We start from the raw sequence: 13243 nt of genomic DNA, 5'->3' as shown, positions 1-13243 counted from the left end.
CCGAGGCATACACGGGGACAGGAGAGGGTCATTACCGGCAACCGGCAGACGAGCTGGGCGTTCGCCGACGCCTACGTCGCCGAGGACGAAGTGCTGCTGTGGGCCCGCGAGCGGGCGCGTGAGGCAGGGCTGCGCTCGGTGTCGTCCGGCACGGGCTCCGCGCTGCGGTTGCTGGCGGCGTCGGTGGACGCCAAGGCGGTGGCCGAGATCGGCACCGGCACCGGCGTCTCCGGTATCCATCTGCTGCACGGCATGCGCCCGGACGGCGTGCTGACCACCGTGGACCCCGAGCCCGAGCACCAGCAGTTCGCCCGCCAGGCCTTCCGCGCCTGCGGATTCGCCAGCAACCGTGCCCGTTTCATCCCCGGCCGCGCCCTGGACGTCCTGCCCCGGCTCGCGGACGCCGGCTACGACCTCGTCTTCTGCGACGGCGACCGGCAGGAGGTCATGGAGTACCTCGCTGAATCGTTGCGCCTGTTGCGCCCGGGGGGCCTTGTCGTCTTCGAAGGGGTCTTCGCCAACGGCCGCACGGTGGGCTCGGGACCCCAGCCGACGGAGGTCCTGCGGCAGCGGGAGCTGCTGCGCGCGGTCCGCGAGAGCCAGGAGCTGGTGCCCTCGCTGCTGCCGGTGGGCGACGGCCTGCTGTGCGCGGTCAAACGCTGAGAAGGAGCCCGCGCGGAACCGGTGCAGGGACGGCAAACAGCTGCCCCGGCACCGCTTGGGTGCCGGGGCAGCTGAAAGGGTATGGTCGCTTCCGCGTCAGCCGACGACCTTCTTGAGGGCGTCGCCGAGCGCGTCGGCCTCGTCAGGGGTCAGCTCGACGACGAGCCGACCGCCGCCTTCGAGCGGAACGCGCATGACGATGCCCCGCCCCTCCTTGGTCACCTCGAGCGGGCCATCGCCCGTCCGCGGCTTCATGGCCGCCATGCTCGTTCCCCTTCCTGAAACCAGCTCATCGTCAAAGCCGACGGCCCGGGAGGGCACGCGCGGGCCACAGCGTGGGACTGGGACACGCGACACCGGCATCGAACACATTGCTTCCAAGCCATTATCCCGCATCTCAGGACCCGATGACCAACATCAGTCGGCATCGCTTGGGCAACGCGCGCGAGCAAAACCACTCAATTCGGCGATGTGACTGCGATACTGCGCCACCGCCCCGACGTCCGTCGGCCGGAAACCGCCGGGAATTCTTTGACGCAGGTCACACGTCCGCTCCGGTCCGCCGACGGTGATCTCCGCCATGCTGTCCTACGGACAGGGGCGTACCGGCCGGTACGCCTGAACCGCGACAGCGGAGGGGACACACCATGGCCGACACCGTGCTCTACGAGGTGAGCGACGGACTCGCGACGATCACGCTGAACCGCCCCGAGGCGATGAACGCGCTGAACGTGGCGACGAAGGTCGCCCTGCGGGAGGCGGTCGGCTCCGCGGCCGGGGACGATGCCGTACGGGCGGTGCTGCTGACCGCCGCCGGTGACCGCGCGTTCTGTGTCGGTCAGGACCTCAAGGAGCACATCGGGCTGCTGATGCAGGACCGGGAGTCGGGGTCCGGGCAGACGATGAGCACGGTCAAGGAGCACTACAACCCCATCGTGCGGGCGATCGCCGGGATGCCGAAGCCCGTGGTGGCCGGGGTGAACGGGGTCGCGGCGGGCGCCGGCTTCGGCTTCGCGCTGGCCGCCGACTACCGGGTGGTGGCCGACACCGCCGCGTTCAACACGTCGTTCGCGGGTGTGGCGCTGACCGCGGACTCGGGGATCTCCTGGACGCTGCCGCGGGTCGTGGGCCCCGGGCGCGCCACCGACCTGCTGCTCTTCCCGCGGAGCATCACCGCCCAGGAGGCGTACGACCTGGGCATCGCCGGTCGTCTGGTGCCGGCCGGTGAGCTGCGCGCCGAGGCGGAGAAGGTGGCGCGCGCGCTCGCCGAGGGGCCGACGGTCGCCTACGCGGCGATCAAGGAGTCCGTCGCCCACGGGCTCTCGCACTCGCTGTCCGAGACGCTGGACAAGGAGGACGAGCTGCAGACGCGGGCGGGGTCGTCCGAGGACCACGCGATCGCGGTGCAGGCCTTCGTGAACAAGGAGAAGCCGAAGTACCTGGGTCGCTGACCCGCACCGCACCGCTCAGGACCGACGTGCCACGCACGCTTCCAGATGGTCGTCGACCAGGCCGCACGCCTGCATCAGTGCGTACGCCGTGGTCGGGCCCACGAAGCGCAGGCCCCGCTTCTTCAGGGCCTTGGACAGGGCCGTCGACTCCGGGGTGACCGCGGGGACGTCGCCGAGTGCCTTCGGGGCCGGGCGGCCGGGCGCCGGCGCATGCGACCAGATCAGCTCGTCCAGCTCGCCCGGCGCCCACTCGGCGAGCACGCGCGCGTTGGCCAGCGTCGCGTCGATCTTGGCGCGGTTGCGGATGATGCCGGGGTCGAGGAGCAGGCGCTCCCGGTCCTCGTCCGTGAAGGCGGCGACTTTCTCGATCCTGAAGTCGGCGAAGGCCGCGCGGAACCCGGGGCGGCGGCGCAGGATCGTGATCCAGGACAGGCCGGACTGGAAGGCCTCCAGGCTCAGTCGCTCGAAGAGTGCGTCGTCGCCGTGGACCGGGCGGCCCCACTCCTCGTCGTGGTACGCCACATAGTCCTCGGTGGACAGGGCCCAGGGGCAGCGCAGGCCGCCGTCCGGGCCCGCGATCGCGGTGCCGTCGCTCACTGCCGGCCCTCCTCGCCGTGGTGCGGCTTGTCCATGGCGGCGTGGTGGGCGGCGGCCTGCGCGCCGGCCAGGGCCGACTCCAGGTCCGCGATGCGGGCGTCACGCTCGTCCAGTTCGGCGCCGAGGCGGTTGAGGGCGTCGTCGACGTCCGCCATGCGGTAGCCGCGGGCGGCCAGCGGGAAGCGCAGGGCGTCGACGTCGGCCCGGCCCACCGGGCGGTCCGGCGGCAGTGGGTCCCGCAGTCGCTCGGGGGCCACCTCGGGCAGCGCGCCCCGGCCCTCGCCGCCGCCCACCACGGCGAGCGTCACCGCGGCGACCACGACGGCGAGTGCGACGACCAGGAACAAGAACATAACCATCGCTGTGGCCCCCACGCTCGATGCTCGTAAGCGGAAAGTGTCAGGGTCCGATCGTGCCATGCGGCTACGACAGTTAGGGTCGCAGGCGGCCGAAAGGCCGGGACACCCAGGACGTACGAGGAGAGGTCACAGGGGATGCTCAGGCTGGGCAGGCGCGAATTCGGGCCCCATGAGCCGGTGATCATGGCGATCGTGAACCGGACCCCGGACTCCTTCTACGACCAGGGGGCGACCTTCCGCGACGAGCCCGCCCTCGCGCGCGTGGAGCAGGCCGTCACCGAGGGCGCGGCGATCATCGACATCGGCGGGGTGAAGGCGGGGCCGGGCGACGAGGTGAGTGCCGAGGAGGAGGCGCGGCGCACCGTCGGGTTCGTGGCGGAGGTACGGCGGCGCTTCCCTGACGTCGTCATCAGCGTGGACACCTGGCGGGCCGAGGTCGGCGAGGCCGTGTGCGAGGCCGGGGCGGATCTGCTCAACGACGCGTGGGGCGGGGTCGACCCGCACCTGGCGGAGGTCGCCGCACGGTACGGCGCCGGGCTGGTGTGCACGCACGCGGGGGGCGCCGAACCGCGCACCCGGCCGCACCGGGTGACGTACGACGACGTCGTGGCGGACATATTGAGGGTGACCCTGGGGCTGGCCGAGCGGGCCGTCGCGCTGGGGGTGCCCCGGGAGTCGGTGCTGATCGACCCCGGGCACGACTTCGGGAAGAACACCCGGCACAGCCTGGAGGCGACGCGGCGGCTCGGCGAACTGGTCGAGACCGGGTGGCCCGTCCTCGTCTCGCTGTCCAACAAGGACTTCGTGGGCGAGACGCTGGACAAGCCCGTGAAGGAGCGGGTGCTGGGCACGCTCGCGACCACCGCCGTATCGGCGTGGCTCGGGGCGCAGGTGTACCGCGTGCACGAGGTCGCCGAGACCCGGCAGGTGCTGGACATGGTGGCGACGATCGCGGGTCACCGGCCCCCGGCGGTCGCGCGCCGGGGGCTCGCATAGCGGCGCGCTAGCGGGCGGCCTCCTTGGACACCAGGGCGACCGCCTCGTCCACGTCGTCCGTGACGTGGAACAGCAGCAGGTCCTTCTCCGCGGCCTTGCCCTGGGCGATCAGCGTGTTCTTGAGCCAGTCGACCAGTCCGCCCCAGTACGCGCTGCCGAACAGGACGATCGGGAAGCGGGTGACCTTCTGGGTCTGCACGAGGGTGAGCGCCTCGAAGAGTTCGTCCAGGGTGCCGAGGCCGCCGGGCAGGACCACGAAACCCTGCGCGTACTTGACGAACATCATCTTGCGGACGAAGAAGTAGCGGAAGTTCAGGCCGATGTCGACGTAGGGGTTCAGGCCCTGCTCGAAGGGCAGCTCGATGCCCAGGCCGACCGAGATCCCCTTGGCCTCCACGGCGCCCTTGTTGGCCGCCTCCATGGCGCCGGGGCCGCCGCCGGTGATCACCGCCCAGCCCGCCTCCACCAGGCCGCGGCCGAGCCGGACGCCCGCCTCGTACTCCGGCGAGTCCGCCTTGGTGCGCGCCGAGCCGAACACGCTGATCGCGGGCGGGAGTTCGGCGAGCGTGCCGAAGCCCTCGATGAACTCCGACTGGATGCGCAGCACCCGCCAGGGGTCCGTGTGGACCCAGTCCGACGGGCCGCCGGCGTCCAGCAGACGCTGGTCGGTGGTGCTGGCCGTGACCTGCTCCCGCCTCCGGAGGACCGGTCCCAGGCGCTGCTCCTCGGGCGGCTGCTTCTTGCCCTCGGGGTTTCCGGTAGCCATGCGCGCTCCCTCCGCTTGCGGGGTGTTTCCACCTCAGCGTAGATCTACGCGGGTTAAGGACGAGGGACGTCAGCGTGTCAGCCAGCTGCGCAGTCGTTCCTCGCCCGCGAGGATCTTGGCGGTTTCGACGCGCTCGTCCCGCTTGTGTGCCAAATGCGGGTTCCCGGGGCCGTAGTTGACCGCCGGGATGCCGAGGGAGGCGAAGCGCGAGACGTCCGTCCAGCCGTACTTGGGCTGCGGGGTGCCGCCCACCGCCTCGATGAAGGCCGCTGCGGCCGGGTGGCTCAGGCCCGGCAGTGCCGCGCCGCTGTGGTCGTCCACCACGAACTCCGCCACCCCGCAGTCGGCGAAGACCTCGCGGACGTGGGCGAGCGCCTCCTCCTCGGTGCGGTCGGGCGCGTAGCGGAAGTTGACCGTCACGACGCACTCGTCGGGGATGACGTTGCCGGCCACGCCGCCTGTGATGCCCACCGCGTTCAGGCCCTCGCGGTACTCCAGGCCGTCGATCACCGGGTAACGGGGCTCGTAGGAGGCGAGGCGGGCCAGGATCGGGGCGGCCGCGTGGATCGCGTTCGAGCCCATCCAGCCGCGCGCGGAGTGGGCCCGCTCGCCGGTGGTCCTGAGCAGGACCCGCAGGGTGCCCTGGCAGCCGCCCTCGACCTCGCCGTCGGACGGTTCGAGCAGTACCGCGAAGTCGCCCCGGAGCCAGTCGGGGCGGGCCTCGGCCACGTGCTTGAGGCCGTTGAGCTCCGCCGCCACCTCTTCGTTGTCGTAGAAGACGAAGGTCAGGTCGCGGTTGGGAGCCGGGACCGTGGCCGCGATGCGCAGCTGCACCGCCACGCCGGACTTCATGTCGCAGGTGCCGCAGCCCCACAGGACGCCGTCCTCGTCCAGGCGGGAGGGGACGTTGTCCGCGATCGGCACGGTGTCGATGTGACCGGCCAGGATCACCCGCTCCGGCCTGCCCAGTTCCGTTCGCGCGACCACGTTGTTGCCGAGCCGCTCGACCGTCAGGTGCGGCAGGGCGCGCAGGGCGGCCTCGATCGCGTCGGCGAGGGGCTTCTCGGTGCCGCTCTCGGAGGGGAAGTCGACGAGCCGGGCGGTGAGCTCCGCGGCGTTCAGGGTGAGGTCAAGAGGGGTGTCGGCCATGCCGTCGACCCTAACCCGCCACCCCTTGGGCCCACTGTCCACATCCGGCGCATGGGCCCCAGCGCCCTCCGCTACCTTGTACGGCGTGCCAGAGCCGTCATCCACCCTCAAACGCCGTGGCCGCCTCTTCCGCTTCGGGGCGGCCCTCGTGGTCCTCCTCGCCGTCGCGGGCTATCTCGTCGTGCAGTACGTCACCGGGGGCAGAGGCGCTCCGGGCTGCAAGGTGGTCTCGGCCGACGACGAGGGGACGATGTACCAGTTCACCCCCGAGCAGGCGGTGAACGCGGCGACCATCGCCGCCGTCGGCACCGGCCGCAGGATGCCCGAGCGGGCGGTGACCATCGCGCTCGCCACCGCGCTGCAGGAGTCGGGGCTGCGCAACATCGAGCACGGCGACCGGGACTCGCTCGGCCTGTTCCAGCAGCGGCCCTCCCAGGGCTGGGGCACCGAGAAGGAGATCCTGGACCCGACGTACGCGGCGACCGTCTTCTACGAGCACCTGGCCAAGGTGCGCGACTACACGAAGCTCCCCCTCACCGTGGCCGCGCAGCGCGTGCAGCGCAGCGGCTTCCCGGAGGCGTACGCCAAGCACGAGCCGGACGCCGCCCTGCTCTCCGCCGCCCTCACGGGCAACGCGGCCGCCACGCTGACCTGCGACGGCCGCCCCGGCACGACGCTGGCGGCGGGAGCGGCCGGCGTACGGGCCGCGCTGGTACGGGACTTCGGGCGCGACGTGCTGCAGCCGGCCGGCGCGGAAGTGGGCTCCGCCGCGACGCCGAAGCCGTCCGCGAGCCCGGGCGCACGGACCGTCACCCTGCCCGTCGGCTCCGGCGACAGCCCCGCCAAGGGCCGCACCGCCGGGCAGCGCGGCTGGCAGCTGGCCCACTGGGCGGTCGCCAACGCGACGGCACTGCACATCGAACGCGTCTCGTACGGCGGCCGGGAGTGGACCGCGGGGAACACCGACAGCGAGTGGCGCAGGGCCGCCACGACGGGGGCCGGCGGTGCCCAGCGGACGGCGGACGCCGTACGGATCGTCACTGCGCAGTAGTACGGCCGATCACCCGCACGGGTTACCCGGGGCATGCGTCCGGCGCCGTGGGCGCAGGTTTTCGCGCCGTCACCCTCGAATCCGTAAAAGCCCATGGAAGCAAAGGGGTGTAAGGATTCCGCAGGCTTTCAACCCCCGCACCTTTTGCCCGTTTTTATCCGCAGCCGATAATGCGACGCATTGCCAACTCTTTACCTTGGGGCGCCGCAACCTTCGGGGACTTCGAGCGGTAGTTACTGCGTCCGAGCCCGGACGATCAACGCCCATCGAAGGAGCATCATGTCCCTCCCCCTGACCCGTCGCATCGCCCAGGCCGCCCTGCTCGTCGCAGGCGCAGCGGCTGCCGGTGTCGGCGCGGCCGGCGCGGCGAGCGCGGCCCCCGAACTGCCCGCGACCCCGAACGTCGGCGGCCTGACCGCCCTGGACGGGGCGAGCGTCGGCAACACCGTCGACGGTGCCGCGCAGAACGTCACCGGGCTCGCGGGCGACGCCGGTGCCAGCGCGGTCAAGAAGGCGGTTCCGAACGCGGGCAAGACCGGCGGCAGCGTGGCGAAGAAGGCGGCGCCCGCGGCCCAGAAGGCGGCCGGCACCGCGGCCGGTTCCGTCGGGGAGATCGTCGGCGTCACCACGCAGTCCGCGACCAAGGGCGGCGGCCTGCCGACCGACTCGCTGACCAAGGGCGGCCTGCCGGCCACCGGCACCCTGCCGGTGAAGGGCCTGCCGATCGGCGGCTGACCGATCTGCACGATCCGCATGGCGAAGGGGCCCGGGAGAGTCTCCCGGGCCCCTTCGCCGTGTCTGTGGAGCGGCTACAGGCGCTCGACGGCCGCCCGCACCCGCTCGTCCGTCGCCGTCAGCGCCACCCGGACAAAGCGCTCGCCCGCAGGGCCGTAGAAGTCGCCCGGCGCGACCAGGATGCCGAGGTCGGCGAGGTGGGCCACCGTGTCCCAGCAGGACTCGTTCCGTGTCGCCCACAGATACAGGCTGGCCTCGCTGTGCTCGATGCGGAAGCCGTGCCCCTCCAGCGCCGCGCGCAGGGCCGTGCGGCGGGCCGCGTACCGCTCCCGCTGCTCGCGGACATGGCCGTCGTCGCCCAGCGCCGCCACGACGGCCGCCTGCGTCGGCGCCGGCGTCATCATGCCGCCGTGCTTGCGGATCTCCAGCAGGGGGCCGAGGACCGCCGGGTCGCCCGCGAGGAAGGCGGCGCGGTAGCCGGCCAGGTTGGAGCGCTTGGACAGGGAGTGGACGGCCACGATGCCGTCGTAGGAACCGCCGTTGACGTCCGGGTGCAGCACCGAGACCGGGTCGGCCTCCCAGCCGAGCTCCAGGTAGCACTCGTCGGAGAAGACCAGGACGCCGTGCTCGCGGGCCCAGGCGACGATCCGGGTCAGCTCCTCCTTCGGCAGGACCCTGCCGGTCGGGTTGGAGGGCGAGTTGAGCCAGAGGAGCCTCAACCCCTCGGGGTCCAGCTCGGTCGGGTCGTCGTAGGCCTCGTACTCGGCGCGGGCCAGCCGGGCGCCGACCTCGTACGTCGGGTACGCGAGGCGCGGGTACGCGACCCGGTCGCCGGGGCCGAGGCCCAGCTGCGTGGGGAGCCAGGCGACCAGTTCCTTGGAGCCCACGACGGGCAGCACGTGCCGGTGGGTGACCTCGCGGGCGCCGAGTCTGCGCTCGACCCAGCCCGTGATCGCGTCGCGCAGTGCCGGGGTGCCCCAGACGGTCGGGTAGCCCGGGGAGTCCGCCGCGTCGATCAGAGCCTTCTGGACCAGCTCGGGGACCGGGTCGACCGGGGTGCCGACGGAGAGGTCGACGATGCCGTCCGGGTGCGCGGCGGCCGTCTTCTTGTACGGCTCCAGCTTGTCCCAGGGGAATGTGGGCAGGCGGTCTGAGACTGCGGACACGGTTTCTGACTCACTTTCTGGTACGGCAACGCCTCGGCCCCGTACGGCGATCATGGTGATCCGGCCGTACGGGACCGAGGCGGCACGTCTGTGCGGGCCGCTCTTACTGGTTCTGCGGCGGCAGCGCGGCGACGAAGGGGTGGTCGCGCTCGATCAGGCCCAGCTTGCTGGCGCCGCCGGGGGAGCCGAGCTCGTCGAAGAACTCGACGTTCGCCTTGTAGTAGTCCTTCCACTCCTCCGGAGTGTCGTCCTCGTAGAAGATCGCCTCGACCGGGCAGACCGGCTCACAGGCACCGCAGTCGACGCATTCGTCCGGGTGGATGTACAAGGACCGCTGGCCCTCGTAGATGCAGTCGACCGGGCACTCCTCGATGCACGCCTTGTCCTTGACGTCGACACAAGGCTGCGCGATGACGTAGGTCACGCTGTCGTTCCTCCTCGATTGGGCGCTGGCGGGCCTCCTCAGGCTCCGCCGCCTGGCGCGCGGGAGCGCGGCGTCGTCGATGCCCGCCCCTAGTATCTCCGTTCCTGGGCATGATCCGAACAGGAGGGGTGAACTGACCTGTGGAAATCTCGGCAGGAGGCCGTCTCGAGGTCCGTGTCACCGCTGCTGACGTGGGTAAACGAGTCTCCGTACGGCGCTTGATCCAATCTGGAGTCCCGGAGGAGAAGTTCACCGACACGGTGGGTGTTCTCACATCATGGGACGACGGTGTGCTGCTGATCACACGGAAGGACGGCGAAAGCGTCCGCATCCCGGAATCCGCGCTGGTCGCGGGAAAGGTCGTGCCCGCGGCCCCGGCCCGGCGCCGCGGACCCGCCGCCTCCTACGAGGAGCTCGCACAGGTCTCCTCGCGCGCGTGGCGGCCGGTGGAGAGCGAGCGGCTCGGCGAGTGGGAGCTGCGGGCCGCCTCCGGGTTCACCCGGCGCGCCAACTCCGTGCTGCCGCTCGGCGACCCCGGCCTGCCGCTCGACGAGGCACTCACCGCCGTACGGCACTGGTACGGCGAGCGCGGGCTGCCCGCCTACGTCCAGACCGCGACCGGCGCCGAGGGCACGCAGGAGCTGCTGTGCGCGGAGCTGGAGCGGCGCGGGTGGGTGCGCGAGGTGAGCGCCGAGCTGTGGACGGGAGCGCTCGCGCCGGTCGCCGACCGGGCGGAGGGCGCGGGCGTGGAGCTGTCCCGGACGGCCGACGAGGCGTGGCTCACGCGCTATCAGCGCAAGGGCGTGAGCGAGGTGGCGCTGAAGGTGCTGGGGAGCGGCCCTTCGGTGTGGTTCGCGACCGTCCCCGGCGACGGGTCGCCCGCCGCGATCGGACGGTGTGTGGTGGACGGGCGGTGGGCGTCCTTCGCCGCCGTCGAGGTGGACCCGGCGCTGCGCCGGCGGGGCCTGGCCACCACCGTGCTGGCCGCGCTGGCCCGGCCGGCCCTGGACGAGGGCGCCTCGGCGGCCTGGCTGCAGGTCGAGCAGGACAACACGGGAGCGCGCGTGCTGTACGCCGGGCTGGGCTTCGCCGCACACCACGCGTACCACCACTACCGGGAACCGGCGGCTCCCGGCAGCGGCCAGTCGTAGCGATCGCCGTGAAAGGGCACGAGCCTGCTATGCGTCCCCCACACCCCCCTTCGCCCGAACGGTCCGCCGAGGTGCGGCGGCGGTTCGCCGAGGAGGCGCGCTCCGAGCGGCCCGACCTGGCCGTGCTGTGTCTGCTGCTGGGCGCGGAGGCGGACGGGACGCTGGACGAGGCGGGCATCGACGCCGCGCAGATCGAGCTGGACCGGCTGGCCGGGCAGTTGCCGTTCCGGCCGGGCGGCCCGCAGTCCTGGGCGGCGGCGCTGCACCATCTCCTCGGGGCACGGGAGGGCTTCCGGGGCTCCCCCGCCGACTACCGGCGTCTGGAGTCCTCGCTGCTGCACGAGGTGCTGCGGCGGCGGCGCGGGCTGCCGATCCTGCTGTCGGTGGTGTGGATGGAGGTCGCGCGGCGGGCGGGGGCGCCGGTGTACGGGGTCGCCCTGCCGGGGCACTTCGTCGTCGGGTTCGGCCCCGAGGAGCAGCAGGTGCTCGTCGATCCGTTCGACGGGGGGCGGGTGCTCGACGGGAGCGACGCGGAGTTGCTGGTGGCCGGGGCGACGGGGGCGCCGTTGGACCGGTCGATGCTCGTGCCTGCGGCGCCTTTGGAGGTGGTGGTGCGGATCTTGAACAATGTGCGGGCGTGGGCTGCTGCTCGGCCTGAGCGGTCGGATGTGGGGTTGTGGGCGGTGGAGTTGTCGTTGTTGCTGCCGTCGCATCCGGCGCGGTTGCGGTATGAGCGGGCGCAGTTGCTGGTGCAGAGGGGGGAGTTTTTGCGGGGGGCCGCGGAGTTGGAGGCGTATGCCGATGTGGTGGGGGGTGTTGATGTCGCGGCGGGGGAGCGGGTGCTGGGGCAGGCTCGGGCTGCTCGGGCTCGGTTGAATTGACGTGCGCGGTTCCCCGCGCCCCTAAAAGCCAAAAGCAAAAAGCCCTACAGCCAGCCCTTCTCCCGTGCGATCCGGACCGCTTCTGCTCTGTTGCGTACCGCCAGTTTTTGGATGGCTGTCGAGAGGTAGTTGCGGACCGTGCCCTGGGAGAGGTGGAGGGCTTTTGCCAGTTCTGCGTTGGTGGAGCCGTCGGAGGCGGCGCGGAGGATCTCTCGTTCGCGGTCGGTGAGGGGGTTGGCGCCCTCCGCGAGGGCGGCTGCGGCGAGGGTGGGGTCGATGACCCGTTCGCCCGCCAGCACCTTGCGTACGGCTTCGGCGAGTTGGGCGGCCGGGGCGTCCTTGACCAGGAAGGCGTCGGCGCCGGCCTCCATGGCGCTGCGCAGGTAGCCGGGGCGGCCGAAGGTGGTGAGGACGACCAGCTTCACCTCCGGCAGCGAGCGGCGGACCTGGGCGGCCGCCTCGATGCCGGTGCACCCCGGCATCTCGATGTCCAGCAGGGCCACGTCCACGGCGTGCTCGCGCACCGCCGCCAGTACCTCGTCGCCGCGCGCCACCTGCGCCACGACCTCGATGTCGTCCTCCAGCCCGAGCAGGGCCGCCAGGGCCTCACGGACCATCGACTGGTCCTCGGCGAGCAGGACCTTGATCGTAGGGCTCATGCCTCGGATCCTACGGCCGGGGGCGGGTCCGCGGGCGCCCGGGCGACCAGCCGGAAGCCGTGCCTGGCACGGCCCGCCTCCAGGGTGCCGCCCGCCTTCTCCAGCCGTTCGCGCAGGCCCGTCAGACCGTTGCCCGGGCCGTCGCCGGAACCGCCGGAGCCGTCGTCCTCGACGGAGACCTCCAGCATCTGCCCGTCCAGGGTCTGCCGTCGGAGCACCTCCACCGTGCAGCGCCCGGCGCCGCTGTGCCGTACGACGTTGGTGACCGCCTCGCGCACCGCCCAGGCCAGGGCGGCCTCGCTCTCCTCGGGGACGGCGGACAGGTCCGGTTCGTGCGGCACGTCGGCGACGATGCCGGCCGCCGTCAGGGCGACCTGGGCGCCCGCGAGCTCCGCGGACAGCCGGGCGCGGCGGTAGCCGGTGACGGCCTCGCGGACGTCCACCAGGGCCTGGCGGCTGACCTGCTCGATGTCGGCGACCTGCTGGGCCGCCTTGTCGGGGTGGCCGGGGAGCATACGGCCCGCCAGCTCGCTCTTCAGCGTGATCAGCGACAGGGAGTGGCCGAGCAGGTCGTGCAGGTCGCGGGCGAGGCGCAACCGCTCCTCGTTGGCGGCCAGTTGGGCGACGGTGGCGCGGGCCTTCTGCAACTCGATGGTCGTGCTGACCAGTTGGCGTACACCGGTCATGGAGTAACCGACCAGCAGCACCACCAGGACCAGGCCCCAGGCGGTGTCCTGGTCCTCGCGCAGCCCGACGGCCAGGAAGGCCGCGGTGGTCAGCGGGATCGTCCAGTACGAGGCCCGCAGCGGCAGGGTCAGCCCGCAGCTGACCGAGACGTACACGAACAGTCCGAGCCAGTGGCCGCCGAGGGTGAGGCACAGGGTGACCGCGAGGACGGCGAGCACGGCGAGCAGGCCGGCGACGACGCGGGCGGGCAGGGCCCGGCCCATGTTCCGGAAGACCACCGTCATGTAGACCGCGACGAAGGCGAGCAGGCCCGCCCAGCCGGCGGCGGTGGCACCGGTGGAGTGGTGGCCGCCGGTCAGGTCGCGCACCGGGGCGGCGAGGAAGACCAGCCAGGGCAGGATCCACACCAGCTTGTACATGGCCTCACGCGGGGTGCGGGCCGGCTCCCCCAGGCGCACCAGCCGCTCCGCCCGGGCCTCGTCCACATGCGGGTCTTCCGTCATGGTGC

The 13243-nt window shown here is 72.2% G+C and carries 16 protein-coding genes; 7 read left to right on the top strand and 9 right to left on the bottom strand.

Going from position 1 to position 13243, the window contains the following annotated elements; translation table 11 throughout:
• Positions 1–30 precede the first annotated feature (30 nt).
• Positions 31–663: an O-methyltransferase gene (locus MQN93_RS24920; RefSeq protein ID WP_078516769.1), complete on the top strand. Its 633-nt coding sequence runs from the start codon at positions 31–33 to the stop codon at positions 661–663.
• Between the two features lie 96 nt (positions 664–759).
• On the opposite strand, the gene MQN93_RS24915 is transcribed toward MQN93_RS24920, so the two are convergent.
• Entirely contained in the window at positions 760–927 is a 168-nt protein-coding gene (locus MQN93_RS24915) for a DUF3117 domain-containing protein (protein WP_003966491.1), read from the bottom strand.
• 383 nt (positions 928–1310) lie between these two features.
• Between MQN93_RS24915 and chcB the strand changes: the two genes are divergently transcribed.
• Positions 1311–2114 (top strand): 2-cyclohexenylcarbonyl CoA isomerase, encoded by an 804-nt coding sequence (gene chcB, locus MQN93_RS24910; protein WP_242711347.1) that lies wholly within the window; start codon positions 1311–1313, stop codon positions 2112–2114.
• A gap of 15 nt (positions 2115–2129) precedes the next feature.
• Here chcB and MQN93_RS24905 read toward each other — a convergent pair whose 3' ends face one another.
• Together MQN93_RS24905 and MQN93_RS24900 are read right to left on the bottom strand one after the other, a co-directional pair.
• Positions 2130–2711, bottom strand: coding sequence for a DNA-3-methyladenine glycosylase I (locus MQN93_RS24905; protein WP_308404392.1), 582 nt, complete (start codon positions 2709–2711; stop codon positions 2130–2132).
• Positions 2708–3064, bottom strand: coding sequence for a DivIVA domain-containing protein (locus MQN93_RS24900; protein WP_242711510.1), 357 nt, complete (start codon positions 3062–3064; stop codon positions 2708–2710). Before MQN93_RS24900 ends, MQN93_RS24905 begins: the two co-directional genes overlap by 4 nt.
• Positions 3065–3205: 141 nt before the next feature.
• On the opposite strand from MQN93_RS24900, the gene folP reads away from it, so the two are divergent.
• A complete protein-coding gene (gene folP / locus MQN93_RS24895; protein WP_016437821.1) occupies positions 3206–4066 on the top strand; it encodes a dihydropteroate synthase in 861 nt (286 codons plus the stop codon).
• Between the two features lie 7 nt (positions 4067–4073).
• On the opposite strand, the gene MQN93_RS24890 is transcribed toward folP, so the two are convergent.
• Positions 4074–4832, bottom strand: a complete 759-nt coding sequence (locus MQN93_RS24890) for an LOG family protein (RefSeq protein ID WP_016437820.1) — start codon at positions 4830–4832, stop codon at positions 4074–4076.
• 69 nt (positions 4833–4901) lie between these two features.
• Positions 4902–5981: a succinyl-diaminopimelate desuccinylase gene (gene dapE, locus MQN93_RS24885; RefSeq protein ID WP_016437819.1), complete on the bottom strand. Its 1080-nt coding sequence runs from the start codon at positions 5979–5981 to the stop codon at positions 4902–4904.
• Between the two features lie 85 nt (positions 5982–6066).
• On the opposite strand from dapE, the gene MQN93_RS24880 reads away from it, so the two are divergent.
• Complete coding sequence (locus tag MQN93_RS24880) at positions 6067–7032, top strand: heavy metal transporter (RefSeq protein ID WP_242711346.1); 966 nt, start codon at positions 6067–6069, stop codon at positions 7030–7032.
• 279 nt (positions 7033–7311) lie between these two features.
• A complete protein-coding gene (locus MQN93_RS24875) occupies positions 7312–7767 on the top strand; it encodes a hypothetical protein (RefSeq protein WP_016437817.1) in 456 nt (151 codons plus the stop codon).
• 74 nt (positions 7768–7841) lie between these two features.
• On the opposite strand, the gene MQN93_RS24870 is transcribed toward MQN93_RS24875, so the two are convergent.
• Entirely contained in the window at positions 7842–8933 is a 1092-nt protein-coding gene (locus MQN93_RS24870) for a bifunctional succinyldiaminopimelate transaminase/glutamate-prephenate aminotransferase (RefSeq protein ID WP_242711345.1), read from the bottom strand.
• 103 nt (positions 8934–9036) lie between these two features.
• Positions 9037–9357 (bottom strand): ferredoxin, encoded by a 321-nt coding sequence (gene fdxA / locus MQN93_RS24865; protein ID WP_003973842.1) that lies wholly within the window; start codon positions 9355–9357, stop codon positions 9037–9039.
• A gap of 140 nt (positions 9358–9497) precedes the next feature.
• Here fdxA and MQN93_RS24860 point away from each other — a divergent pair, with 140 nt between their 5' ends.
• Both MQN93_RS24860 and MQN93_RS24855 read left to right on the top strand, forming a co-directional pair.
• A complete protein-coding gene (locus MQN93_RS24860) occupies positions 9498–10508 on the top strand; it encodes a GNAT family N-acetyltransferase (protein ID WP_242711344.1) in 1011 nt (336 codons plus the stop codon).
• Between the two features lie 29 nt (positions 10509–10537).
• Positions 10538–11389 carry a transglutaminase family protein gene (locus MQN93_RS24855; protein ID WP_242711343.1) on the top strand — a complete coding sequence of 284 codons (852 nt, stop codon included), beginning with the start codon at positions 10538–10540 and terminating at the stop codon, positions 11387–11389.
• A gap of 44 nt (positions 11390–11433) precedes the next feature.
• On the opposite strand, the gene MQN93_RS24850 is transcribed toward MQN93_RS24855, so the two are convergent.
• Together MQN93_RS24850 and MQN93_RS24845 are read right to left on the bottom strand one after the other, a co-directional pair.
• A complete protein-coding gene (locus tag MQN93_RS24850; RefSeq protein ID WP_242711342.1) occupies positions 11434–12048 on the bottom strand; it encodes a response regulator transcription factor in 615 nt (204 codons plus the stop codon).
• Complete coding sequence (locus MQN93_RS24845; RefSeq protein ID WP_242711509.1) at positions 12045–13238, bottom strand: sensor histidine kinase; 1194 nt, start codon at positions 13236–13238, stop codon at positions 12045–12047. Before MQN93_RS24845 ends, MQN93_RS24850 begins: the two co-directional genes overlap by 4 nt.
• Positions 13239–13243: the final 5 nt, after the last annotated feature.

Origin of the sequence: Streptomyces spinosisporus, assembly GCF_022698145.1 — a bacterium.
Lineage (GTDB): Bacteria > Actinomycetota > Actinomycetes > Streptomycetales > Streptomycetaceae > Streptomyces > Streptomyces spinosisporus.
The sequence above is the reverse complement of the archived record's forward strand: the minus strand, read 5'-3'. Positions and strand labels throughout refer to the sequence as shown.